The organism is Marinobacter zhanjiangensis, assembly GCF_014651935.1.
Classification (GTDB): Bacteria; Pseudomonadota; Gammaproteobacteria; order Pseudomonadales; family Oleiphilaceae; genus Marinobacter; species Marinobacter zhanjiangensis.
This window is the reverse complement of record NZ_BMXV01000002.1, coordinates 570,844-595,218: the sequence shown is the minus strand read 5'-3', so window position 1 is coordinate 595,218 and position 24,375 is coordinate 570,844. Positions and strand designations below refer to the sequence as shown.

23 protein-coding genes and 3 tRNA genes are annotated in these 24,375 nt (G+C 60.0%); 10 read left to right on the top strand and 16 right to left on the bottom strand.

Translation table 11 applies throughout. The features are described 5' to 3' along the window. Positions 1 to 58 precede the first annotated feature (58 nt). Entirely contained in the window at positions 59 to 2,644 is a 2,586-nt protein-coding gene (locus IE079_RS06160) for a bifunctional diguanylate cyclase/phosphodiesterase (protein WP_227712341.1), read from the bottom strand. A 400-nt stretch (positions 2,645 to 3,044) separates the two neighbouring features. Between IE079_RS06160 and IE079_RS06155 the strand changes: the two genes are divergently transcribed. Then, positions 3,045 to 3,302: a hypothetical protein gene (locus IE079_RS06155; RefSeq protein ID WP_189574718.1), complete on the top strand. Its 258-nt coding sequence runs from the start codon at positions 3,045 to 3,047 to the stop codon at positions 3,300 to 3,302. A 95-nt stretch (positions 3,303 to 3,397) separates the two neighbouring features. Here the strand turns inward: IE079_RS06155 and IE079_RS06150 are convergent. Beyond that, positions 3,398 to 3,471: transfer RNA gene (locus IE079_RS06150), tRNA-Cys, on the bottom strand. Between the two features lie 88 nt (positions 3,472 to 3,559). Next, positions 3,560 to 3,635, bottom strand: a tRNA-Gly gene (locus IE079_RS06145). A 188-nt stretch (positions 3,636 to 3,823) separates the two neighbouring features. On the opposite strand from IE079_RS06145, the gene IE079_RS06140 reads away from it, so the two are divergent. The 4 genes from IE079_RS06140 to IE079_RS06125 are packed head-to-tail and all read left to right on the top strand — an operon-like array spanning position 3,824 to position 7,308. Next, entirely contained in the window at positions 3,824 to 4,948 is a 1,125-nt protein-coding gene (locus tag IE079_RS06140; RefSeq protein ID WP_189574349.1) for an MlaE family ABC transporter permease, read from the top strand. After that, the gene (locus IE079_RS06135) at positions 4,942 to 5,733 is read left to right on the top strand and encodes an ABC transporter ATP-binding protein (RefSeq protein ID WP_189574346.1); all 792 of its coding nucleotides are present in this window, start codon (positions 4,942 to 4,944) and stop codon (positions 5,731 to 5,733) included. Before IE079_RS06140 ends, IE079_RS06135 begins: the two co-directional genes overlap by 7 nt. Before the next feature lies 1 nt (position 5,734). After that, complete coding sequence (locus tag IE079_RS06130) at positions 5,735 to 6,673, top strand: MlaD family protein (RefSeq protein WP_189574343.1); 939 nt, start codon at positions 5,735 to 5,737, stop codon at positions 6,671 to 6,673. Further along, the gene (locus tag IE079_RS06125) at positions 6,670 to 7,308 is read left to right on the top strand and encodes an ABC-type transport auxiliary lipoprotein family protein (RefSeq protein ID WP_189574340.1); all 639 of its coding nucleotides are present in this window, start codon (positions 6,670 to 6,672) and stop codon (positions 7,306 to 7,308) included. The genes IE079_RS06130 and IE079_RS06125 overlap by 4 nt, the downstream gene beginning before the upstream one ends. Here the strand turns inward: IE079_RS06125 and pgsA are convergent. From pgsA to IE079_RS06100, 5 genes are all read right to left on the bottom strand, one after another. Further along, positions 7,302 to 7,862, bottom strand: coding sequence for a CDP-diacylglycerol--glycerol-3-phosphate 3-phosphatidyltransferase (gene pgsA / locus IE079_RS06120; RefSeq protein ID WP_189574338.1), 561 nt, complete (start codon positions 7,860 to 7,862; stop codon positions 7,302 to 7,304). The genes IE079_RS06125 and pgsA overlap by 7 nt on opposite strands. 7 nt (positions 7,863 to 7,869) lie before the next feature. Continuing rightward, positions 7,870 to 9,735, bottom strand: a complete 1,866-nt coding sequence (gene uvrC, locus IE079_RS06115) for an excinuclease ABC subunit UvrC (RefSeq protein WP_189574336.1) — start codon at positions 9,733 to 9,735, stop codon at positions 7,870 to 7,872. Beyond that, on the bottom strand, positions 9,719 to 10,375 hold the full coding sequence (uvrY, locus tag IE079_RS06110; RefSeq protein WP_189574333.1) for a UvrY/SirA/GacA family response regulator transcription factor: 657 nt from the start codon (positions 10,373 to 10,375) through the stop codon (positions 9,719 to 9,721). The genes uvrC and uvrY overlap by 17 nt, the downstream gene beginning before the upstream one ends. Before the next feature lie 190 nt (positions 10,376 to 10,565). Continuing rightward, complete coding sequence (locus tag IE079_RS06105; RefSeq protein ID WP_189574330.1) at positions 10,566 to 13,889, bottom strand: acetyl-CoA carboxylase family protein; 3,324 nt, start codon at positions 13,887 to 13,889, stop codon at positions 10,566 to 10,568. Positions 13,890 to 14,024: 135 nt separating this feature from the next. After that, positions 14,025 to 14,279, bottom strand: a complete 255-nt coding sequence (locus IE079_RS06100) for a hypothetical protein (protein WP_189574327.1) — start codon at positions 14,277 to 14,279, stop codon at positions 14,025 to 14,027. A 230-nt stretch (positions 14,280 to 14,509) separates the two neighbouring features. On the opposite strand from IE079_RS06100, the gene IE079_RS06095 reads away from it, so the two are divergent. The 4 genes from IE079_RS06095 (at position 14,510) to IE079_RS06080 (ending at position 16,851) form a co-directional block, all read left to right on the top strand. Continuing rightward, positions 14,510 to 15,205: an AzlC family ABC transporter permease gene (locus tag IE079_RS06095; protein WP_189574324.1), complete on the top strand. Its 696-nt coding sequence runs from the start codon at positions 14,510 to 14,512 to the stop codon at positions 15,203 to 15,205. After that, complete coding sequence (locus IE079_RS06090) at positions 15,198 to 15,536, top strand: branched-chain amino acid transporter permease (RefSeq protein WP_189574321.1); 339 nt, start codon at positions 15,198 to 15,200, stop codon at positions 15,534 to 15,536. The genes IE079_RS06095 and IE079_RS06090 overlap by 8 nt, the downstream gene beginning before the upstream one ends. 176 nt (positions 15,537 to 15,712) lie before the next feature. After that, positions 15,713 to 15,803: transfer RNA gene (locus IE079_RS06085), tRNA-Ser, on the top strand. Positions 15,804 to 15,945: 142 nt separating this feature from the next. After that, positions 15,946 to 16,851 carry a CHAD domain-containing protein gene (locus IE079_RS06080; protein WP_189574319.1) on the top strand — a complete coding sequence of 302 codons (906 nt, stop codon included), beginning with the start codon at positions 15,946 to 15,948 and terminating at the stop codon, positions 16,849 to 16,851. 9 nt (positions 16,852 to 16,860) lie between these two features. Here IE079_RS06080 and IE079_RS06075 read toward each other — a convergent pair whose 3' ends face one another. Continuing rightward, positions 16,861 to 17,610 carry a fructosamine kinase family protein gene (locus tag IE079_RS06075; RefSeq protein ID WP_189574317.1) on the bottom strand — a complete coding sequence of 250 codons (750 nt, stop codon included), beginning with the start codon at positions 17,608 to 17,610 and terminating at the stop codon, positions 16,861 to 16,863. A gap of 388 nt (positions 17,611 to 17,998) precedes the next feature. Here IE079_RS06075 and IE079_RS06070 point away from each other — a divergent pair, with 388 nt between their 5' ends. Beyond that, entirely contained in the window at positions 17,999 to 18,946 is a 948-nt protein-coding gene (locus IE079_RS06070; protein ID WP_189574315.1) for an AEC family transporter, read from the top strand. 81 nt (positions 18,947 to 19,027) lie between these two features. Here the strand turns inward: IE079_RS06070 and IE079_RS06065 are convergent, their stop codons facing one another. The 7 genes from IE079_RS06065 to IE079_RS06035 all read right to left on the bottom strand — a co-directional run bounded on the left by IE079_RS06065 (position 19,028) and on the right by IE079_RS06035 (position 24,337). Then, positions 19,028 to 19,234: a DUF2905 domain-containing protein gene (locus tag IE079_RS06065; protein ID WP_189574313.1), complete on the bottom strand. Its 207-nt coding sequence runs from the start codon at positions 19,232 to 19,234 to the stop codon at positions 19,028 to 19,030. An 84-nt stretch (positions 19,235 to 19,318) separates the two neighbouring features. Continuing rightward, positions 19,319 to 19,867, bottom strand: a complete 549-nt coding sequence (locus IE079_RS06060; protein ID WP_189574311.1) for a lipocalin family protein — start codon at positions 19,865 to 19,867, stop codon at positions 19,319 to 19,321. 53 nt (positions 19,868 to 19,920) lie between these two features. Next, the gene (locus IE079_RS06055) at positions 19,921 to 20,982 is read right to left on the bottom strand and encodes an endonuclease/exonuclease/phosphatase family protein (RefSeq protein WP_189574309.1); all 1,062 of its coding nucleotides are present in this window, start codon (positions 20,980 to 20,982) and stop codon (positions 19,921 to 19,923) included. 82 nt (positions 20,983 to 21,064) lie between these two features. Beyond that, entirely contained in the window at positions 21,065 to 22,009 is a 945-nt protein-coding gene (locus IE079_RS06050) for a sodium-dependent bicarbonate transport family permease (RefSeq protein WP_189574307.1), read from the bottom strand. A 105-nt stretch (positions 22,010 to 22,114) separates the two neighbouring features. Further along, positions 22,115 to 22,486 carry a DUF7352 domain-containing protein gene (locus tag IE079_RS06045; RefSeq protein ID WP_227712340.1) on the bottom strand — a complete coding sequence of 124 codons (372 nt, stop codon included), beginning with the start codon at positions 22,484 to 22,486 and terminating at the stop codon, positions 22,115 to 22,117. A 65-nt stretch (positions 22,487 to 22,551) separates the two neighbouring features. Then, entirely contained in the window at positions 22,552 to 23,478 is a 927-nt protein-coding gene (locus IE079_RS06040) for a LysR family transcriptional regulator (RefSeq protein ID WP_189574305.1), read from the bottom strand. Positions 23,479 to 23,506: 28 nt separating this feature from the next. Continuing rightward, on the bottom strand, positions 23,507 to 24,337 hold the full coding sequence (locus tag IE079_RS06035) for a CheR family methyltransferase (RefSeq protein WP_189574302.1): 831 nt from the start codon (positions 24,335 to 24,337) through the stop codon (positions 23,507 to 23,509). Between the last annotated feature and the right edge of the window lie 38 nt (positions 24,338 to 24,375).

The window sequence follows — 24,375 nt, the reverse complement described above, 5'->3', positions numbered from 1 at the left end:
AGGGAACATCACCATGGCCAGAAAATGGTTCAGGCTCCCTCGATATCACGAACCGGTATCATGAATGATCTTGTGTCTTCTGGTGGTGGGGAAGCCGGTCCGACAGGGCCTGAAGCGCGTTCAGGGGCATGGGGCGGGCAAAATAGTAACCCTGAAGCAGGTCGCAAAGCCGCCGGGCAAGATCGTCCTGATGTTCCGGAGTTTCAATCCCCTCGGCCACCACACACATATCCATGTGATGAGCCATGGTGATGACCCCCTGCACAATGGCGGCAATGCGCCGGTCAGTTTGAATATCCTTGATAAAGCTGCGGTCGAGCTTGACCTTGTGGGTGGGCAGGTCCCTCAGGTAGCTCAGGCTGGAGAACCCGGTACCGAAATCATCCAGAGCCACCCGGATCCCCATATCCTTGAGGGTTTCCATCAATTCGATGACCGGGCCGGTCCCGTCGAGCAGGACGCTCTCTGTCACCTCAAACTCCAGTAACCGGGCGGGCATACCGGTCTCGGCCAGAATCTGCCGGACATCTGCCAGGAAGCCATCCCGATGAAACTGCAGTGACGAGATATTCACCGCCACCGGTAGCTCACGTTCCCGGTCCGCATTGAACCTGACCATGTCCTGACAGGCCCGCCTGAGAATCCACCGCCCCAGAGGCACGATCTGTCCGGTCTGCTCAGCCAGGGGAATAAATTCCCCCGGCGACACCATCCCTCTCGAGGGGTGGTGCCAACGGACGAGCGCTTCGGTACTGCGAATACGCCCACTGACAGCGTCCACCACCGGTTGGTAGTAAAGCTCGAACTGATCTTCCGCCAGAGCATTGTGAAGGTCGTGTCGCAAAGTGACACTGTGCCGGGTATCCCCTGCCTGCGTGCCCCTGCACCACTGCCAGGTATTCCGGCCCTGGCGTTTGGCCTGCTCCAGCGCCACATCGGCATACTGCATGAGTTCATAGGGCATGTTGAGCGCAAGCTGGTTGGTGGCGATGCCGATGCTTGTACTCAGGTGAACCTTGTACCCTTGCACGTCAATGGGCTCTGACAGAGTCTCAAGAATCCGGTCAGCCAGGACCGTCACCTGCTGATCACTCTCACAACCACTCCACAGGACCGCAAACTCATCCCCTACCATTCGGGCGAGTACAGCCCGGGGAGGCGTCACCGATTTCAAACGTTGTGCCACGGTTTTCAGTACCAGGTTGCCGACCTCGTGGCCGAGGCCTTCATTGATCGGTTTGAAGCCATCCAGGTCCATGAAGAGTACCGCCACGAGCCGCCGACCCGCCCCCTGTTCCATGGCTTCCCGCAGCCGCTCTGCAAAAAGTGCCTGGTTCGGGAGGTCCGTCAGCAGGTCATGGGTTGCCTGATGGGCAATACGGGCCTCCTGCTCTTTCTGGCGGGTGATATCCTGCTGGATGCCGATGAAGTGAGTGCAGATACCTGCCTCATCGAACACCGGGCTGATACGCAGCTGGTTCCAGAAGGGTATGCCATCCTTGCGGTAATTTCTCAGGACCACATCCACGTCGGTCTGGTCCCTGATGCCTGCCCGGATCTGCTCGATACTGGCCGGATCCGTGTCCGGCCCCTGCAGGAAGTGACAGTTTCGACCGAGGATTTCATCCAGCTCGTAACCGGTGATCTCGCTAAACGCCACATTGGCGTATACCACCGGATAATCCGGCGCCAGCGCATCGGCCATCAGGATGCCATTGGGGCTGGATTCAATACCGCGTTTGAGTAGCCTCAGCTCGGCGTCCTGCTGCTTGCGTGCGGTAATTTCCCGGCAAACTCCGTACACCCCGACAATCTGACCCTCGAGGACAACCGGGAAGTTGGTAATCTCAAGATGGTAAGCGTGGCCGTCGGCGTGAATACCCATGGTTTCATAGGTTACGGACTCCCCCGCGCAGGCTCGATCAAACCAGGCCTGAGTCTGCTGTCTATAGGCAGGCACCACTGACGGGTTAAAGTGAAACCCTAATAGCTGCTCTTCCCGATAACCGGTAATTCGCCTGAACGCCGGGTTACAACTTCGGAACCGCCCTTCCAGGTCGAAGGTATAAACACCATCGGGGTGGTTCTCGAAAAGCGTGCGGTGCCATTCGGACAGGGCCGTGTGCTGGTTTACATCCCGGTGGCGAAGCAATGCCAGAGCCGTCAGGCCAGCGGCGCGCTCAAGGCTACGGATAGCGTTCAACGATGGATAGGTGGGTGTCCTGTAGTAGGTGGCAAAGGTACCCAGAAGCTCGCCCTCTCCGGTCACTATGGGTACTGACCAGCAGGCCCTGAGCTGCTCCCGGTCAGCGGCTTCACGGAACGCATCCCATCGGGCATCGCGATGAATGTCTTCGGTAATGACCGTTTTCTTGTCATGGGCGGCGGGACCACAGGTGCCCACGTCCGGTCCCACCGGCTGCTCCTGCATCAACGAGGTGTATTGTTCGGAGAACTGGTCGTTGGGAACCAGGCTCAAGGTGTGACGATCCGGCTGGTAGCGCATGATGGAAACCAGCGCACCCGGCATCATCTGACTCATCCAGCCAGTGATCGAATTCAGGGTTTCCGGCAATGGTCGCTGCCGGGCGATGAGTTCATGAATGGCTTGTTGGCCCTCGAGTAGTGACAGCGCATTATTCAATGGAGAAATCCTTGTAACCGCATCAGGATTGAGCACACCGCGCCTACCGGTTTGCACCGAAAATCAGTACTCATTGAAGTCTGAATTGCCAGAAATTCAATGCACACTGCAACAAAATTTTATTGCCGCTACTCCGTATTCAGGGCCAATTTCGTCGTTATGTCTACGTGTCCCGGAAGCTATCAACCATAAATTTACATCGTTTTTCTTGATGCAACGCAAGTTTCTGACAACATGGCCGATAGCCATGATTACAGATTCGTCACATTAGAGAAAGCCCGGGCGATGAATATGGCCCTGTCGTGATGCCCCGAAGCTGCATCAGTCTGAAACGCCGAGAGGCACCATTTCAGGAAGAGAAACCTGAATCTGAACAATACCCGGTAAGACCATTCGCGAGATGGCCGCCGTGGTCGAGGAAATCCGTCAGCACAACAGTCAGATTGCCACCGCTGCGGAGGAGCAGTCCTCAACGGCGGAGGATATCAACCAGAACGTTACCCGCATCCGGGACATCGGGGAGCAGTCCGCCGCTTCCACCGAGCAGGTCTCCGCCTCAAGCGAGGAACTGGCAAACCGGCAGAAGGGCTCAGCTCCCAGGCCAGCTGTTTCCGGTTGTAGAGTACAACACAGGGCGACCAAATCAGGAATTGGCTAGAACAATGGCCGGGCGAGGGTCGGAATCGGGTTTTTTCGGGCTGAGCAACCAAGCCAAAACGGATGAGTCAGGTTGTCGATTATAAAAGGAAATAATGGAGGCGCGGGTCGGAATCGAACCGGCGTACACGGAGTTGCAGTCCGCTGCATAACCACTCTGCCACCGCGCCGGGAAAGCCGTTTGAACTGGCTCTTGCTCTCAGGTGGGCATTGAGAGACTTGAATTGTGATTTCCAGCCGGTAATGAGGGCAAGAAATTGGAGCGGGAAACGAGACTCGAACTCGCGACCCCAACCTTGGCAAGGTTGTGCTCTACCAACTGAGCTATTCCCGCATGAATCGGAGGCATTGCCTCGTCAACGGCTGGGTATTCTACGGATTACGCCCGGGGCGTCAATACTTTTTCTCAGGTTTCAGTAATATCGGGCATTTATTGCGTCCGCACAACGCCGGGATCATTCCCTATCGGATTCAATCCGCTATCATGCAGTGATCAGTAAGCTATTGGTACGGGAGTGGTGAATGCCGACAGCCGGCAGCCTCAAAATTGAAGGCAGGACCGTCGTGTTACAGGATGACTGGGTGTTGTCCTGTTTCAATGACCTCAGGAAGCAGGTCCATGCTGCACGCCCCGGTGCCGAACTGCCCGCGGACGATGTTGACTGGTCAGCTCTGAAGCATCTCGACAGCGCCGGTGCCACGCTGATTGCCGAACTGCTGGGCAGTGAACGCCTGACACGATTGGCGGAGGCCGATACTACCCTGGCGCCTGAGCGAAAAGGCCTGCTGCTGACCGTGGCAAGGGCCATGTCCGGGCTGGATGCGACACCTCCCACCCGGACACGGGGGATCCGGCAGTCCCTTGCGGCAGTGGGCCGAACTATTACCGGGTTTGCCAAAGACCAGAAGCTGCTGGCGGGTTTTATTGGCCTGACGCTGACCACCTTGGCGGCTATTGTTCTGGTGCCACGGCGCTGGCGGGTCACCGCCCTGGTAGCCCACGTCCAGCGTACCGGGCTGAATGCGCTGCCCATTGTTGCCTTGCTGACCTTTCTCGTGGGGGCGGTGGTGGCCTTCCTTGGCGCGACCGTACTGGAAAATTTCGGGGCCACCATTTACACCGTGCACCTGGTGACCTTCGCTTTTCTGCGGGAATTCGGCGTGGTGCTTGCAGCTATTCTGCTCGCCGGCCGCACGGCCAGTGCCTATACCGCACAACTCGGTTCCATGAAAGCCAACCAGGAGATCGACGCCCTGCGGGCCTCCGGGCTGGACCCCATGGAGATGCTGGTGATTCCGCGGGTTCTGGCAATGGTGATCAGCCTGCCGTTCCTGACCTTCGTGGGCATGGTCAGCGGCATCCTGGGCGGTGCTCTGGTGTGCCTGTACAGTCTGGATATCTCGGCGACCCAGTTCGTGTCGATTATTGAACAGGACATTCCCCTCAACCACTTCCTGGTGGGCCTGGGCAAGGCGCCCGTGTTTGCCTTTGTGATTGCGGTGATCGGCTGCCTGGAGGGCCTGAAGGTCAGTGGCAGTGCGGAATCCGTTGGCCAGCACACCACCTCCAGTGTGGTCCAGTCGATCTTCATGGTGATACTGCTGGATGCCATTGCCGCCCTGTTCTTCATGGAGATGGGATGGTGACGGAACCACTGATACAGGTTCGCGGGCTGGAGAACCGGTTCGGCGACCACCGGGTTCACGAGGATCTCGACCTGGATCTGTACCCGGGTGAAATACTCGGGGTCGTCGGCGGCTCAGGTACCGGCAAGTCGGTCCTGTTACGAAGTATTGTCGGACTTCACCAGCCCAATAGCGGTACCATCAGTGTATTCGGGGGCGATCTGATGACCATGTCATCCGGGGAGCGGTCCCGGACTGAACGTCGGTTGGGCGTGCTGTTTCAGGGTGGCGCCCTGTACACTTCGCTTACCCTGCAAGAGAACATTGCGCTGACATTGATCGAACACGCACGTCTCAGCCGGAAGGATGCGGAGCACCTGGCGCGAATGAAACTGGCTCTGGCAGGGTTGCCGCCGGAAGCGGCCCTGAACTATCCGTCAGAGTTATCAGGTGGCATGGTCAAGCGGGCAGCCCTGGCCCGGGCTCTTGCCCTGGACCCGGAGGTACTGTTCCTGGACGAACCCACGGCTGGCCTGGACCCCATTGGCGCTGCGGCCTTTGATGCACTGCTGAAGACGCTTCGCGACGCCCTGGGATTCAGTGTATTCATGGTCACACACGACCTGGATACTCTTTACGCCACATGCGACCGGGTCGCCGTTCTGTCTCGTGGCCAGGTTCTGGTTGCGGATTCGCTCGATGTGGTAGAACAGAATCCCGATCCATGGATTCAGGACTATTTTCATGGCCCCCGCGGTCGGGCCGTGGCCGCAGCACACAGTCAGCATACAGAGGAGGACCACTGACGTGGAACCCAGAGCCCACCATGTGATGATCGGCATTTTCACCGTAATTACCATCGCCGCCATCCTGCTGTTTGCGCTCTGGCTCGGCGATGCGGAAAACAATCGGGATTATGAGTATTACGAAATAGGTTTCCGCAATGGTGTCAGTGGCCTGTCCGAGGGCAGTCCGGTTCAGTACAGCGGTATCGAGGTGGGCAACGTGGTCACCCTGAGCCTGGACCCGCAGGACCCCCGCCATGTCAGGGCCCTGGTCAGGGTATACAGCGATGTGCCGCTGCGCGAGGACACCGAGGCAACGCTGAACCTGGCGAACATCACTGGTGCCATGACTATCCAGCTATACGGTGGCACGCCGGACAGTGCGATCCTTGAAGGTGACCGCAACAACCCCCCATACATTCAGGCGGAGCCGTCCCAGTTCACTAACCTGCTCAGCAGCAGCGAGAACCTGATGACCAAGGCCGACCAGTTCCTCACCAATGCCAACCGCTTTCTTTCCGAGGAAAATGCCGACAACCTCACTGTCACCCTCGAGAACTTCAGGTTGACCACCGAGGCGCTGGTGGCCGAGAGGGACAACATCAATCGCGCCCTGGTCGGCGTTTATGACGCAGCGGAGAGAGCCAGGAACACCTTCGATCGTTACCACGAACTGGGGGACTACCTGGGCATGCTGCTGGAAGATCATGGCCAACCAACCCTGGCCCAGACCCGCGAAGCCGCGGAAGCCCTTAACCGCGCCTCGACCCGGATCGACGCGCTGGTGGCCGATAACGAGGGCTCGGTCAGTCAGGGCCTCGACAGCCTGGGCGAACTGACGCCCATCATGCAGGAGCTCCAGGCTACCCTGCGTAATCTGAGCCTGCTGACCAGGCGACTGGAAGAGGATCCCGCCCGGGCACTGCTCGGCCGGGACGCCATTCAGGAGGTATCGCCATGATCCCCCGCAGCGCGAGCCGGGGACTGCGGATCGTCACGTTCGCGGTGCTGGCAATGACAGTAGCGGGTTGCAGTATTGCGCTGTTCCCGGACAAACAGGCCCTGCGCATCTTTACACTGCCCTACGGCTATGAGCCGGCGAAAACCGCCGGTCAGCGTACAGACACACTTCCGGCGCTGAAAGTGGTAAGGCCTCAGGCCAGCGGCGTTCTCGCCGGCAGGCGAATGCTCATTGAATCCCGGCCCAATGAGCTGTCCGCCTACAGCACCGTGCGCTGGATCGCCGACGCGCCAGTGCTGTTGCGGGACCATCTGGTACGGGCACTGAGGGAGTCACCAGGTATGTCCAGCGTGGTGACAGACGCCAGTGGCTCCGGTAGCGACGTTACCCTGACATCGAACCTGCTGGCCTTCCAGGAAGTGCGTACACAGGAGACTTCCGGGGTGCGGATCTACCTGCAGGCACAATTGGTGGAAAATGGCAGTCGCAGGACACTGGCAACCCGGGATTTCGACATCCGGCTACCGGTTGATGGCGAGCAGATCCGGGCGGTGGTCGCTGCACTGGGAAAAGTGTCCGACCAGCTAGCTACCGAACTGGCTGACTGGACAAGATCCGAACTCGCCGACTACTGACCAGTGTTGTCTTCCGGGAAAAGATCCGGCCAGGCGGCTTTCAGATAAAGCAACATGGACCACAGGGTCAGTACGGCAGCCACGTACAGCAAAGCGGTTCCCGCATGGGCCACCAACTCGCCGGGGGGCGCCGCCAGCAGCATGATAATGGCAACCATCTGGGCCGTGGTCTTGATCTTGCCAATGTAGGACACGGCCACACTGGCACGACTGCCGACTTCCGCCATCCACTCCCGCAGGGCCGAGATGACAATCTCCCGGCCGATGATAACCATGGCGGGAAGGGTGAGAATAAAACTGGCGTGTTCCCCGATCAACACCGTCAGCGCCACCGCCACCATCAGTTTGTCTGCCACCGGATCCAGGAAGGCACCAAAGGGGGTGGACTGGTCGAGCTTGCGGGCAAGATAGCCATCAAGCCAGTCTGTGCCTGCGGCAACGCCGAATATCGCCGCACTGACAACATATCGCCAATCCACAGGCAGGTAGAACACCGCCACAAAGACCGGGATCATCACGATGCGGGACAGGGTGAGTACGTTGGGCAGGTTCATGGATTCCTTACTCGTCGTGTAATGCAGCGTAGATGGTCTCGGCGAGGGCCTTGCTGATGCCCTGCACCTTGGTGATTTCATCGACTCCGGCGTCGCGCAAGGCTCGCACACTGCCGAAATAGCGAATCAGGTCCCGGCGCTTCTTGGGGCCCACCCCTTCAATACCCTCAAGCGTGGACTGGCGGCGTTTCTTGTCACGACCGGCCCGATGCCCGGAAATGGCAAAGCGGTGGCTCTCGTCCCGGATATGCTGGATCAGGTGCAGAGCCGGCGAGTCCGGCGGCACCCGGAAGACCCGGCCCGTCAGGGCATCAATCAGCTGCTCCATGCCGGCCTTGCGGGTAACCCCCTTGGCGACACCGATCAGAGGAATATCACGGATCTCCAGCTCCTCGAAGACCTCCCGCGCCATGCGCAACTGCCCCTTGCCACCGTCAATCAGCACCAGGTCCGGGCGTTTGCCCTCACCGTTCACCATCCGCCGGTAGCGGCGTGAGAGTACCTGGCGCATGGCCGCATAGTCGTCACCACCGGTAATACCCTCAATATTATAGAGCCGATAGTCGCTTTTGAGGGGCCCATTCTCGTCGAAAACCACACAGGATGCGACCGTGTGTTCGCCATGGCTATGGCTGATGTCAAAACATTCCATCCGTGACGGGGTTTCGGGCAGATCCAGCAGGTCCCGCAACGCCAGCAACCGGCGATAGACGGTTTCCTTGCTCGCCAGGTGCGTCAGCAGCGTCTGGCGGGCATTGGTTTCGGCCAGCTCCAGCCATTTGCGCCGCTCACCACGAACGTTGCCGCGGATGCGGGTTTCGCGGCCGGCCTGCTCAGACAGAGCCCGGGCCAGTAGTTCATGCTCTTCCGGCAAGGTGGTTACCAGCACGTCTTTGGGAATCTCCCGCCGGGCCGCACTGCCGAAGTAGAACTGACCCAGAAACGACCCAAGCAGCTCCTCGTCCGTCTGCTCCAGGGAAAAGCGGGGAAAATAATCCTTGGTGCCCAACACCCGACCGCCCCGCACGATAATCACCACCACACAGACCACCCCGGCATCCTGAGCCATGGCGATAACGTCCGCATCGCCGCCCTCACCTTCCATGGACTGCTGCTCCTGGACATGACGCAGGTGGTTGATCTGGTCACGACAGGCGGCTGCCTTCTCGAACTCCAGATTGGCGGAGGCCTTTTCCATGGTGTCCATCAGGTCACGGATAATGACCGGGTTCTTGCCCTCCAGGAACATGGTCGCGTGTCGCACATCGTCCTGGTACTCCTCGGGGGTCACATAGCCGACACAGGGTGCGGTGCAACGGTTGATTTGGTACTGCAGGCACGGCCTTGTCCGGTTACGGAAATAGCTTTCAGAACAATCCCTTATACGGAATATCTTCTGCAGAATATTAAGACTTTCCTTGACCGCCCCGGAGCTCGGATAAGGCCCGAACCAGGTACCCTGCCCCTTGCGGGTACGGCCCCGCCGGAAGGTCAGCGACGGATAGTCCGAATGAGGGGACAGATAGATATAGGGGTAGGATTTGTCGTCCCGTAACAGGATATTGTACGGGGGGCGTTCGGACTTGATCAGGTTCTGTTCCAGCAGCAGGGCTTCGGTCTCGCTGCCGGTCACAGTGACTTCGATGTGCTGGATGCGGGCCACCAGGGCGGCCGTCTTGGGCGCCAGCCCGGTCTTGCGGAAATAACTGCCCACCCGCTTTTTGAGATTCCGGGCCTTGCCCACATACAGCAGGTTGCCCGCGCCATCGTACATCCGATAGACGCCGGGCCGCTCCGTCAGCTGCTTCAGGAATGCCTTGCTGTCAAATCCCTGATTCTGTGGCTCTGCCGTCGTTTCAGACTCTGTCGGCATCCAGCAACCCGAATCTTACGGCCATCAGAGCCAGTTCCACATCGCTGGAAATCTCCAGCTTTTCGAAAATCCGGTAACGGTAGCTGTTGACGGTTTTCGGACTCAGGCACAGCTTGTCGGAAATGTCCTGCACTTTCTGGCAGTCCACCACCATCATGGCAATCTGCAGTTCCCGTTCCGACAGGCGATCGAACAGCGACTCATCCTGATCGTCAGCATCGCCCCCCAGTTGCTTGAGCGCCATCTTCTGGGCGATTTCCGGGCTGATATAACGCTGCCCCGAATGAGCCTTGCGAATGGCGCGAACCATCTCGTCAATATCCGCGCCCTTGGTGATGTAGGCGGTGGCTCCCGCCTGCATGACCCGGGTGGGATAGGGATCGTCCGCGCAGGCCGTTACCACGATGACCCGGATGGAATCATCCAGCCGGAGAATCTTGCGGGTGGCCTCCAGGCCACCGATACCCGGCATACGGATGTCCATCAGGACAATATCCGGCCGTCTGTTGCGCACGGATTCGATCGCTTCTTCACCGGATGACGCTTCACCAAGCACTTCAATATCCGGATTGTCGGCCAGCATCCGGGTTATCCCGGAACGAACCAGTTCGTGGTCGTCTACAACCAGTACGCTGATCAATGTTCACCTCTTGCCTGGATCAATGCTGCGATGATCGATGTAACCGCCCCATGGGGGAAGTCCCGATTGTACCGCCAGTCGAAATGCACGAATAGCCTACAAATTAACACCTTTAATATAAACCTGTCGCCCCTGTTCACGCCTGATGGCAGGCAGGGGTCATTCCGGCTCACGGGGCACTGTCCGCGTACTACCAGGTATCAATAAAACCGTCCGCCCGGTTGAAACCTTCGCGACTGGCCGCCGGCGACGACTCGAGGCCCCGGATGACCCAGCGCCGGGTTTCCGCCGGATCGATAACCGCATCGATCTCCAGGAAGCTGGCCATATTCATGCCCTTGCCGTGTTCATAGGCCCTGGCCACCATCCTGTCGAATGCTTCCTGACGCTCCTTCGGGTCGTCAATGGCCTCCAGTTCCTTGCGGAAACCGAGCCTGACCGAACCTTCCAGGCCCATGGCGCCAAACTCGCTGCTGGGCCAGCCGATGGTAAACATCGGCGAATGGAAGCTGCCCGCTGCCATGGCCTGGGCGCCCAGGCCGTACCCCTTGCGCAGAACCACGGTGAAAAATGGCACCCGCAATTTGGCGGCGGTTACGAACATCCTGGAAACGTGCCGAACCGTGGCCTCGCGTTCTGCATCCGGCCCTACCATGAACCCGGGCGTGTCACACAACGACAGTATCGGCAAACCGGCAGTATCACACAACTGCATGAACCTGGCCGCCTTGTCGCCACCGTCCGCGTCTATCGCACCGCCGAGTACCGCCGGGTTATTGGCCATCAGCCCGAACGGACGACCTTCGATGCGCACCAGGGCTGTTACCAGTCCCGGCGCGAATTCACGGCGCAATTCGATAACGGAGTCTTCATCGGCAACCGTGTCGATCACCCGTTGAATATCGTAAACCCTGACCCGGTTTTCAGGAACAAGGTGCCGAAGCAGGCGCTGATCGGAAGCCTGCCATTGTGACAGATCACCCTGCATACAGGACAGGTATTTCCGGGCGACAGAGACCGCTTCCGCCTCGTCCTCAACCACCACATCAATCACCCCGTTCGGCGACTGCACAGAGACCGGCCCCACCTGTTCCGGGGTAAAGCGGCCCAGCCCGCCACCTTCAATCATTGCCGGGCCGGCCATGCCCACGGTGGCATCCCGTGTGGCGATGATCACGTCACAGCATCCCAGCAGGGCCGCATTGCCCGCGAAACAGCGCCCTGACACGATGCCGATCAGGGGCACCCTGCCCGACAATGCCGCCATCGCGGTAAAGGTATGGCAATCCAGGCCAGCCACGCCCACATGGTCAGTATCCCCGGGGCGGCCACCACCGCCCTCGGCAAACAGCACCAGCGGCAACTGCCAGCGATCCGCCAGCTGCAGCATACGGTCGGTTTTCTTGTGGTTCATCATGCCCTGGGTGCCGGCAAACACCGTATAGTCATAGGACATCACCATGCAACGGGCCTGTTCGGCACCCACCTGATCCCGGTTAATGGTGCCGAGGCCGGCAATCAGGCCATCGGCCGGGCTGGCCTCCATCAGCTCGTCCATGGGCACACGGCGCCGGCGGGCGGCCAGGGCCAGGGCGCCGTATTCGGTAAAGCTGTCTTCGTCCATCAGGTCGAGGATGTTCTCCCGGGCGGTGCGCTGGCCCGTTTTACGGCGCTTTTCCACCGCCCGGGGGCGGCGATGGTCCTGTAACCGGTCGTGCCGATCCAGCACCCCTGCCAGATCGTCGCGGATATGCTCCAGATCCCAGCTTTCCTCCGTCAGCGGGCCGTCGTCCCGGTTGCCGGCGCCGGAAACATGGAACACCGGTTGCCCTTCCTTCAGGGTCTGGCCTTCCTCCACCAGAGCCGACTCCACGCGTGCCGCCGCTGGCGCCCTGACCTCGAACTCCATCTTCATGGATTCGACGATGGCAAGAACCTGCCCCGCTTCCACGGCATCACCCTGGGCGGCCGCCAGGCGCACAACCGTGCCCTGGACCGGAGTTGTCACCGCCAGCTGGCCTTCCGGCGCGTCGCTGGCCGGGTCGGGATCCGGGCTGGTCGTCGCTACCGGGGTGCCGGCATTCTGTTCGAAGAAATAACGCGGATGGGCACCATCTCTGGCATCGGTCAGGGTCAGCATTTGCTGTTCGACCAGCGCGGTGCTTACCCGCCATTCCGCCAGGTTCGACAGGCGGGCCAGGTTGCGCAGAAACTCCAGGTTGGTTGCCACGCCCTCGACACGGAATTCACAGAGCGCCCGGTAGGTCTTGCGTATCAGCTCCTTCAATGAACCCTGGCCGGACACCACCAGTTTGGCCAGCAGGGAATCGAAGTGGGCGGTGTTTGTGTAGCCGGCGTAACCGGCGCCATCCACCCGGATGCCCGGCCCGCCGGGGGGCTCATACACGGACAGGGTGCCGGCGGCGGGCATGGCTTCGCCTTCGGGAGTCAGGGTTTCAAGGTTGATGCGCACCTGCACGGCACTGGTCGGCCCCGGCATCAGGGGCGTGTCGGAGAGGTCCAGCTGCTGGAGTGAGCGGCCGCCGGCGAGGCCAAACTGAATATCCACCAGGTCGCGGCCACTGATGACCTCGGTCACCGTGTGCTCCACCTGAAGGCGGGGGTTAGCCTCCATGAATACAAAGTCACCGCTATCATTGTCCAGCAGAAACTCGATCGTGGCCAAACCGCACAGGCCTGCGGCACGGGACATGGTGAGGGCGGCATCAATCATTCCCCGGCGCTGCGCCTCACTCAGGTGGGGGGCCGGCGCCAGTTCCACCAGTTTCTGGCGGCGGCGCTGCAGGCTGCAGTCCCGGTCCCACAGATGGCTGACGTTTCCGCCTTCATCACCCAGGACCTGGACTTCGATATGCCGGGCGTTGGCCAGCAGTCGTTCAGCGTAAAGGGCATCGTTTCCGAAAGCCCGCCCGGCTTCCCGCTGACAGGCATTCCAGGCGTTCTCCAGCTCGTCGGGATGAAAGACCGGGCGCATGCCCCGGCCTCCGCCCCCGGCGACGGCCTTCAGCATCATGCCCGCCTGTTCGCCATGGGAGGCTTTAAGCTGCTGCAGGAACTCGCCGGCATCGGTCAGTGTGATGGCGCTGCCGGTGCCTGTGGCCAGCGGCACACCGCATTCTTTCGCCAGCTCCCGGGCCCGGGCCTTGTCTCCCAGTAACGCCAGGCATTGCGCGGAAGGCCCGACAAAGGTGATATCGGAGTCCGCGCAACGGCGGGCGAATTCGGCATTCTCGCTGAGGAAACCATAACCCGGGTGGATGGCGTCGCAGCCCTCGGCCAGGGCGAGGCGGATCAGCTGCTCGCCGTCCAGATAGGCCTCAACGCCCTGCCCGCTGAGTGCGATGGCATGGTCGACCCGGCGAACATGGAGCGAGCCGGTATCATCCGGCGCATAAACACCCACGGACCGTATACCGGCCTCGGACAGGGTGCGGGCAATGCGAATGGCGATTTCGCCACGGTTGGCGATCAGGACACTGCGAAAACTGGCCATGAATGTCGTTCCGTTGTTATTGATCAGCGCCCGGCTTCCCGGGCAGGTGCCGACTTCAGGTATGGGAGCATCATGATAAAGCGGAAAGCCTATCAACAGAACCGGGTATGGATTATACCCTGTCATGCATCAGGCTTATGGGCCAGAAGGTCTTCCCAGTCCGGCCGTATTCTCCACCGGGTCGAACCAGACCACCAGGTCACCCCGGCGGACAGCATTCATGACCCGGTCACGCTCGCCCAACGGACTTTCCTGATCATTGAGGCCGTGGTAGCGAGTACAGTATTCCTGCACCAGCCCTTCCAGCTGGTCCTCGGACAACAGGTCGGCATCCACCATAAAGGGGGCCTCGCGGGGGTCGGAGTCGGGGACTTTCCCGTTCTGATCCATGGCTGGCATCTCGTTCCGGAAATGAAGCGCCATCATAGCAGCCATTACGGCAAAGAGAATGGACCCAGCCCCCCACGAACCAGGAACCGGGCAGAGTGGTTTCCACGCCCGCGTAGTCCGACAAAAGGCGGCGGGAACCTGAAAGGATAGGAGGCGAATCAGATTGGCAAGAGTTGGGCTGGCTGGGCTATGATTGCCGGCTTCTACCCCCTGACCACGGATACCGGACCATGAACGCAGCGCTGTTTCGACAGACGTTACCGATACTTTTCGGCTACCTGCCCCTGGGCATGGCGTTCGGGGTGTTGTTCAGCACTCAGCTGGATTACGCCTGGTGGTATGCGCCACTGATGGGCGTCACCATCTTTGCCGGCGCCGGTCAGATTCTTGCGGTCAGTCTGATTGCCGCCAGGGCGGGCCTGCTGGAGGTATTCGTCGCCATGTTCGTGCTCAATGCCCGTCACCTGTTCTATGGCTTGTCGCTGCTGGGCCAGTTCCGCGGTGCCGGCTGGCGCAAGATCTATCTGATCTTCGGGCTGACCGACGAAACCTACTCCCTGCTCACCAGCCGGCCAAGGCCCGGGCCCCGGGAAGATGAACAGCGCAATGACTTCAGGATCACCCTGCTGAACCAGGCTTACTGGGTGGCCGGCTGCGCCCTGGGGGCGCTGCTTGGCGACAATGTCGCTTTCGACAGTACCGGCATCGAGTTCGCGCTGGTTGCCCTGTTCATTGTCCTGACCATTGAACAGTACAAGGCCCTGGGAGAAACCTTCCCGCTCTGGGCCGGTGCCCTTTCCGCAGCCCTGGCCGTGGCCCTTCTGCCCGCCGCTCAACAACTGATCGGCGCTGTCATCCTGGCCACTGCAGCGCTGCTGATCCAGTACCGCCGCAACAGAGACAATGTGGAGAGAGTCCATGGATAGCACTCTCTACATTCTGTCCTTCATTGCCGTGGCCACCGTTGCCACCTTCGCCACACGGGTCATCCCCTTCCTGTTCCTGTCCCGGCACCATGAACATCCGCTGCTGCTGCACATCGGCCGTTACCTGCCGGCCGCGGTCATGGCCCTGCTGGTGGTGGTATTCCTGATAAAATCGGCCAGCTGGAGCGCCCCCGCTTTTGGCGCAGACGCCCTGCTCCCTTGCGCCGTGGTCATCCTGCTACACCTCTGGCACCGCAACGCCCTGCTGTCGATCGTCACGGGCACCGCCGTTTACATGGCTATCCAGCAGAGCGGCTTGACCACACTGTAGCCCGTCAGGATTTTTTCCGGCCAACGGTTGCCAAACCCCGAAAAAACCATTAAAGTTTGCGCCCTCAAATGAGCGACAAGATCGCTGATTTGGAACAGAAAATAACGCGCACGCCTGGAAAGTTCGCTTGCAAAGCAAGCGCCGCGCGAAAAATCAGGCAGAATTAAAAAGTTATTGGAGAGGTGGCCGAGTGGCTGAAGGCGCACGCCTGGAAAGTGTGTATACGTTAATAGCGTATCGAGGGTTCGAATCCCTCCCTCTCCGCCAATAATAAAGCCCGGCAGAAATGCCGGGCTTTTTTATTGGCCGCTCGCTCAGTTAACGTCTGCTTACAGGTAGTATTCAGAGATAGATCCATGGGATTTCACTGCTCCCTACGCGGGCAGGAATGGTGAGGAGGCCATACGCCATGAGCTATAAACTGAAACGTAGCAAGACGATACAGCAGAATATCCGGCGTATCGGTCGCGACCAGATCGACAAGGCTATCGCCGACATCGACGACGCCAGTCTTGATCGTCACGAGGCAATCCACCAGGTCCGCAAGCGCTGCAAGAAGCTCCGAGCGTTGGTTCGGCTGGTGCGGCCGGCCCTTGGAAAAACCTACCAGCGTGAGAATGCCCGCTTTCGCGATATTGCCCGGAGTCTGTCTGGCATAAGGGACGAACAGTCAATGGTGGAGGCGCTCAAGCGGCTGCAGGCAAGACTCGGGGACAGGGAGCGCGCCAGGTTTGATCCGGTACTGGGCAAGCTCCGGAAAAAGCGCGACGCGGCGGCGGCTTCCTCCACCCAGTCTCCCGAAGCGCTACTGGCTGAGGCCCGGCGCTCTCTGGGCGTTGCCCGCCGGGCCGTTGACGGTTGGCGCCTGGATGCCGATGGATTCCAGGCCGTGCAGGGTTTCGGCAAGACCTACCAACGTGGCCGCAAGGCAGCCAGGCGCGCATTCGAGACCGGAGCCGCCAGCGACTTTCACCAATGGCGCAAGCGGGTCAAATATCACACTCACCACTTGCAGCTGCTGCGCCCTCTCTGGCCACGGGTGAACAAGGCCTGGCGGAGTGAAAGCAAGGACCTTGCGGACATCCTGGGGAACGATCACGACCTGTCATTGCTGGATGCCCTGCTCGAGTCGGAGGGCGAGGAACTGGCGAAGCCCCGGACCCGGCAACGCCTGCAAAAGGCCATTCACAGGGAACAGCAGCGCCTGCGCTGGCAGGCGTGGGAGACCGGTCAACGCCTTTACGCGGAAAAACCAGGGGCCCTGAAGAAGCGCTGGAAGCGTTACTGGCAGACCTGGCAGGTACCAGCTCCCTGACCTGAGCCGTTACAACTTGCTGATCAGTGCGAATCCCTTCTCGCAGGGCCCGAGATAGAAGCCGCCGAACAGGTTGTAGTGGTTCAGGAAGTGATAGAGGTTATAGATCTCGCGCTTCATTGCGTAATCCTCGCTTAACGGCCTTACGGTGCTGTAAGCCTGATAGAATGCCGGCCCAAAACCGCCGAACATCTCGGTCATGGCGATATCCGCTTCCGGATCGCCATAGTAGACCGCCGGGTCAATCAGCCAGACCGTAGTATCGTCGAACAGCACGTTCCCGGACCACAGGTCTCCGTGAAGCAGGCTCGGCCCGTCCACCTGCTCATCAAGCCACTCCGCCAGCACCTCGCGTCTGGAATCAAGAATCTCGCGGAACCGGTCGCGAAGCGACGGATCGGTTATCAGGCTTACCTGGTACCCCAGCCGGTACTCCACAAAGAAATCACCCCAGTTATCGCTTTTCCGGTTCTTCTGGGGATTCAGGCCGATGTAGTTATCGTGATGAAAACCATAGCCGGCCTGCGTTAGTCCATGGATCCCGGCCAGCCCATAACCGAACTGCTGAAGCAGATCGTCAGATCGGCGCATGGGCGTTATGGCCGTCATTTCCAGGCGTTCCTCGCTGACGGAGTAAATCTCGGGAACCCGCAGGCCGCTGATACCTGCTTCGGTGATGGCATCCCCGAGCAACTCCAGTCCTTCCGCTTCCCGCAACAGGGCATCCGCGAAACCGGTTTCGTTCTTTTTCGTATGCATGGTGCGACCCCTGAAGCCAATAACGTCCACGTTAACACCACCGGGCGAGCCGGCAATGGCATGACGACTGCCGGAGCAATCCCCGAATCATCCCGATACAGCCTGGGCAATACCCTGATTATAATGCGTAATGGCATTCACCTACCGGGAACTCCATCAGAACTTCGGGCGGCTGCCGCCGACTTTCGGGCGGTGATTTGACCGGATTCACAGTCAGCTTCTTGCCGACGAAGCCCCCGCAGACCCGTTATCATGCTATTTTTAACACAGCCGCCTGGCGTTCCCCTAACGGGTATCAAGCCGACAGTCCGTGACCCGGCTTCCGTCAATTGACAGCCACAAATGCCAAGCCTAACGTTAGCATCCTTTTTTGAACCCAAGTAACACCATGACGCTCACTGACATTTTCCTTCAGACTCTGGCCACCACGCTGCCGGTATTCACCATGGTGTTTATTGGCCTGGGCCTGCGCAAGCTCGGCTGGATTGACGCAGCCTTTGTGAACACTGCCTCGGCGCTGGTGTTCAAGGCAACGCTGCCCACGCTGATCTTTCTGAGTATCCTTCGGGCAGACCTGGATACCGCGCTTAACCCCGGGCTGCTCGGGTTCTTTGCACTGGCCACCCTCGGCAGTTTTGCGCTGGTCTGGCTATGGTCGCTGTGGCGTGTTCCAAGGATGGATCGGGGCGTCTATGTGCAGGGTTCCTTCCGGGGTAATTGCGGCATTGTGGGCCTGGCCCTGGCGGCCAGTATGTACGGGGATTACGGCCTGTCTGCCGGCGGCATCCTGCTGGGGCTGGTGATTATCTGTTACAACATCCTGTCGGTGGTGGTACTGCTTACCTATCAATCGGAACAGAAGCTTCACTGGGGCCACATCCTCGCGGACATCGCTCGTAACCCCCTGATTCTGGCGGTCATTGTGTCCGTGCCTTTTGCCTGGTGGGACCTGTCACTGCCGGAATGGGTGATGACCAGCGGCGACTATTTCGCCTCGCTGACCCTGCCGCTGGCCCTGCTGTGCATTGGCGCCACGGTCTCTCTGAACGCTATCCGTCAGGACAGTGGCCCCGCCATGGGCGCCACCGCGTTCAAGATGGTTACCCTGCCCGCCCTGTGTACGCTGGCCGCCTGGCTGGCCGGTTTCGAGGGCCAGGAACTGGGGCTGATGTTCCTGTACTGGGCCAGCCCGACAGCCGCCGCCAGCTTTGTCATGGTGAAAGCCCTGGGCGGTAACGCCCGCATGGCCGCCAATATCGTGGCGATGACCACGCTGCTGGCCAGTATCACGGTGACCTTCGGGGTCTTCGTTCTGAAAGGCACCGGCACCATCTGACGTGCCGGCTCAAGGGCGGGCAACACCCGGGCAAACTGATCGATCGACGCCGATCATCCGGTCTGTGGTCGTGGGCAGCATTCACCGGTTGAACAGGTTGATAAGGATCGTCAGCACCACACTGATCACGATCATGGAGGTGATGGGCACAAACACCTGGGTACGGTCCGAACGCCAGTTCAGGTCCCCCGGCAGTTTGCCGAACCATTGCACCAGTCCCGGCGCAAAATGCAGTATCAATCCGATCACCACCAGAACCACTCCGGCGACGATGAACCAGCGTGCCATGGATTAGAGCCTCCCGTTACAGATCATGACGTCTGTGTGACTGCTAACAGAATGCCGGAAGGATCACTCTGGCGCAAAGTATGGTCAGTCCGACTGGCTTTCGGGCAGGTTCCGGTCCTGTTCCACGATAATGAGTTCATCCAGGTCAAAACCCTCTGCCTCGGCAACCGAGCGAAAATCCTCCAGGGTCTGCTCGCTGACCGTTGGCGTACGGGACAGGAACCACAGGTAGTCTCGGTCATAGCCGGTGACATAGGCGTACTGGTAGTCGTCCTGGTCCAGCTCGAACACCACGTAGGACGAATAGAAAGGCCCGAAGAAGGAGACCTTCAGATGGCCCACATCCTCGTCGCCCATAAACCAGGCCTTGCCTTCGGCTTCCTGCCACTCGCCCTCTTCCGGTGAGTAGCCCCGGTTGATCACCTCGATGCTGCCATCGTCATTGTAGCGATATTCCGCGATGACGTTGGTCAGCCCCTCCTCGAAGGAGTGGTCGAACCGGGCGATTTCGTACCATGTGCCCAGGTATCGGTCGGCGTTGAATCCGGACACCGGCTCGATGCCGTCCGGAAGGCCGGTGCAGCCGGTTATTGCAATGGACAGAGCGACAATCGGGAGTGGTGCCAGGCGCATGGAAAATCCTTGAACGCTGATGGATGAAACGGTTAATACGCGCAAAATGACGGTCAGGTTTCCTGGTCCCTTTCTTTTCCTTCCCGGACTGTTTGCCGGGCTTCCTGATGCTCCTTCGTATCGGCTTCCGGGGCCTCATTCTCGTCGGCACGAGACGGCCGGTAGCACAGGGTCACCAGAATGGGAAAATGGTCCGAGCCAAAATAATCCAGCCGCTCGATCTGCCGGACGGTGAATGCCTCACTGGTGAAAACATGGTCCAGGGGCCAGCGCAGGAACCAGTGGCCGGCGTGAAAGGTACTGAACATGCCCCGCCCGCGCCGGGGGTCCAGCATGTGGCTTACCTTGCAGAATAACCGGGTGGTACGTGACCAGGCTACATCGTTCAGGTCGCCCACCACCACCGAGGGGTGCCCGGAGTCCCGGATTTCCCGGCCGACGAGCAGCAGCTCCGCGTCCCGCCACAGGGATTCCTTGCTTTCACTGGGGGCCGGCGGCCGCGGATGAACCGCATGGAGACGTATCCGGTGGGAGGATGGCAGCCGCAGCCAGCCATGGATGGACGGAATGTCGTCCTGGATCAGGTATTTCACCTCGGCCTCTTCCAGGGGCAGCCGTGAATACAGGTGCATGCCGTAGAGGTTGTCGAGGGGAATCCGGATGATGCAGGGCCAGTCGCCAAAGGCCTCGTCCAGCCGGTCGCCCCACCATTGATCGGACTCCACGGTCAGCAGTACGTCAGGCTCATGATTCCGGACCTGGCGGATCAGGTCGTCGCTGTTACGGTTGGAGGTCAGCACATTGGCCACCATCAGGGTAAAACACCGGTCCTGCTGACTGCGTTCGGCTGGCCGAACCTGCAGGGGCCATAAAGGGGTCCACGGAAGGATCCACGATACCTGAACAGCCAGTACCAGCAGGGCCGCCAACAATACCCACCAGGACCAGGGCGGGTCTGCCAGCGGTGACAGCAGCGCCACAACCAGCGCCAGTGTCGCTATCTGGATACGCGGAAATTCACAGGCTCTTGCCCACCAGTCGTGTATCGGCACCCTGCCAAGTACCGTGACCGCCACCAGCACCAGTGCGATACCGGCGAGTGCAAGTTCCGTCATGTCATCTCCCTTTCAGAGTCTGTCCCTGAGGCCAGTATGGCATCTGAATGGCACTTTGGAACGGTTGTACCGCCAGTTCGGGTCAGGCCGTGAGCCAGCCGGCGACCAACCCATATAGCGGGATGCCCACCATGACGTTGAACGGGAAGGTCATACCCAGAGAAGCCAGCATGGCCATACCGATATCGGCGTCCGGAATCGCATGGCGTACCGCCACCGGCGCCGCAATATAGGAGGCACTGGCGGTCAGCGTACCGAGAATGACCAGGTTGCCCGGTTCAAGCCCGATCCACGCGCCCGCCAGAAGCCCCGGTAGCGCCAGCACCGGCGGCGCTGCCACGGCAAAGGCCAGCAGCTTCCAGTCCCGGGGGCGCAAACGGCGCAGTGTCTCCGAGGCGACGAGTCCCATTTCCAGCAGGAACAATGCCAGAATCAGGGCGAACGCTTCAGTCAGTGGCGCTGTTACCTTGTCACCACCCGTATAGCCGTAGAGCATACCGATGATGACACCGCCAACCAGCAGTACCACACTGCGATTGGTGAGGGTTTCCTGCCACAGCGGGGTCGAACCTTCGCCGGGTGCCTTGCGACCGGAGAACCGGCGATAGAACCAGAGTCCCATCAGGATTGCCGGCAATTCCAACAACACCAGATAGAGTGTGACCTCACCCCCGGTGGGCAGCGACCGTGCCTCCACCCAGGCCATGGCTACCGCAAAGGTTCCCGCACTGACAGAGCCGTAGTGACAACAGAGGCTGGCGGCATTGGCCACATTCAGGCCGACCACGTACCGCAGCACCGGGAACAGGACAAAGGGCAGCAGGAAGCCGAGCGCTGCCACCACGGCCAGTTCAGCGAATAATCCGACGCTGAGGTTCCCGTGCAGGGCCATGCCACCCTTCAGGCCAATGGTGAGCATCAGCAACAGGCTGAGCACATCATAGGCAGCCCGGGGAATTTCCAGGTCGGATCGCAGGGCGCCGGCCACCAGGCCAAGCAGGAAAAACATGACAACAATATCCGGCATCACAAGTCTCGGAAATCAGTGGCTCAGGAGAACCATTCAGGCTCTCCCTGGGAAAGTCGAAAAAAAGGGCCCCGCAGGGCCCCTCAAGGATTCAGTACTGGTCACTCAGTTGGTTGCAACCGCCTGATAGGGGCCCCCACCGAACAGCGCCTGGTCAGCTGTGTGCTGTTCAGCCTGGTCAACGGCGCTGGCATGAGAGTCGGCCCGCACCTCGAACACGTGGTACGCCTCCGGCCCGAACGTATCGAGTGCCGTACCGAGGTATTGGTAGGTTTCAGGCACCGGGTCACCTGAAAACACAATTCGGAACTGGCACTCAACGGTTGGCGTGGTCACCTGCAACGGCTGCTCAACCCAGAGAAAGACGCCTTTTTCCGACACCAGGTATTCACACCGGACCACGCGGAATCCGCGTTTCAGTGTGAGGCGGGTGGGCTCCTTGCCGGGATTGATGCGAAACTTGTGGATGGTTTTCATGAGGCGCTCTCCTGTGTGGAACACGGGCCTATAGTGCGCCACTGGAACCTCGGAATGAATCAACTTTATTGAGTATTTCCGTTCGATTTTTTCGAATCATTTCCCAGATCCGGTCGCGGCTGCACGATCGCCTCTACTGCCGGATGGTGGCTCCGTCCGGAGCGAGTCACGGCGTAGAGCACATCCTGCACATCATCGATACGGGCCACGGTTTCCACCTGGTATTGCCGGCAGACCTCATCCGCAATCGCTGTGGGGGCGGCAAAGTAGCCCAGGCCCTGGCGCCCGAAAACCTTGATCAGGGCACTGTCGTCCACCTCGGCCACAACCCGCACTCTTACCTGGTTGCCGGCAAACCAGTTCATCAGTTCCGTAAAATAGGGCGCCTCCACCGATGTGGCCAAAAACGGCGCCCCATCCAGGCTCGCAGGGAAGTTTTCCCGCAACGACGCCGCCAATGGTGGCGAGGCAAACAGAGAGATGGACGAGCTGGCCAGGCGATGGGTCCTGAACGCCCCGGCCTCACCGGAGCCTGGCTGGCGGTCCGTCAGCACCACTTCCAGCTCTTTTCTTGCCAGCCGTTCCAGCAGGCTGGTTGTGTCACCGGTCTGGCAGTGCAGGCGCACTTCCCTGCTCAGGCCCAGGGCCGGTTCCAGCAGGTGGTAACCGATGAGTTTATGAATTGACGCCGACAAACCCACCGTCAGGGTCAGCGGACGGTTTTCCGGTGGCTGTCGCACCATCTCCGCCAGGGAATCGGCGGTGGTGAACATGTCATCGGCATAGCGGTACACGGAATGGCCGAAATCCGTCAGCTTCAGGGCCCGGTTCCGGCGCAGGAACAATGCACCACCCAGTTCGTTTTCCAGGGTAGCGAGCTGGCCGCTGAGCGTCTGCGGGGTAAGCCCCAGCACTTCACTGGCGCGCTGGATTCCGCCTTCCCGGGCGATTACGCGGAAATAGTAAAGGTGGCGAAAATTGATGGGATTCATCCGGGCGGCTCCGCTGAAAGCCTGTCGATTACTTACGGCGGTAAATGATACCAGGATGACACTGGACCATTTCGTACAGGTCAGACAGGCCATTGAGCGATTCAGACGCACCCAGTATCAGGTACCCCCCGGGGTTCAGGCAGCTGTGCATACGGGAGAGGATGTCCCGCTTGTGTTCGGCGGAAAAGTAGATCAGCACGTTCCGGCAGAACACCAGGTCGAACCGGCCCAGTGCGTAGCGGTCCATCAGGTTCAGTTCCCGGAACTCCACCATTCGCTGGACCTGGGGCTTCACCTTCCACCCGCCGCTGGGCAGCGCCGTGAAAAAGTGGCGCAAACGCTCCTGGGACAGCCCCCTTCCCAGTGCGAGCATCTCATACTCGCCACGACGGGCAGTTTCCAGTACCGGTCTGGATATGTCCGTGGCGGTTATCTTGATGTCGTTCTTCAGGCGCCCGGGCTGAAAGCGCTTGTACTCCTCAATGGCCATGGCGATGGAGTATGGCTCCTGACCGGTGGAGCAGGCCGCTGACCAGATTCTGAGGGGCTGACTGGTATTGCGGGCGGCCAGTTCAGGCAAAAGCTTTTCGGACAGGATCCGGAACGGGTGATTATCCCTGAACCAGAGTGTTTCGTTGGTGGTCATGGCATCGATGACCGTTTCTTTCAGCTGCATCGACCCGGGCCGCTGAAGACGTTGCAGCAGATCCCCCAGCGACTCCAGTCCGTTGTCTTCCAGCAACCGGCGCAGGCGACTCTTGACCAGATATTGCTTGTTGTCGCCCAGCAGAATGCCAGACGCATCCTGCAGGAATTTTTTGAATGCGTCGTATTCCTGGGGGGTGATATCGGCTTTCATCAAATCTCTGCAGTCGCTTGCTCTGTCGGACGGCCGCG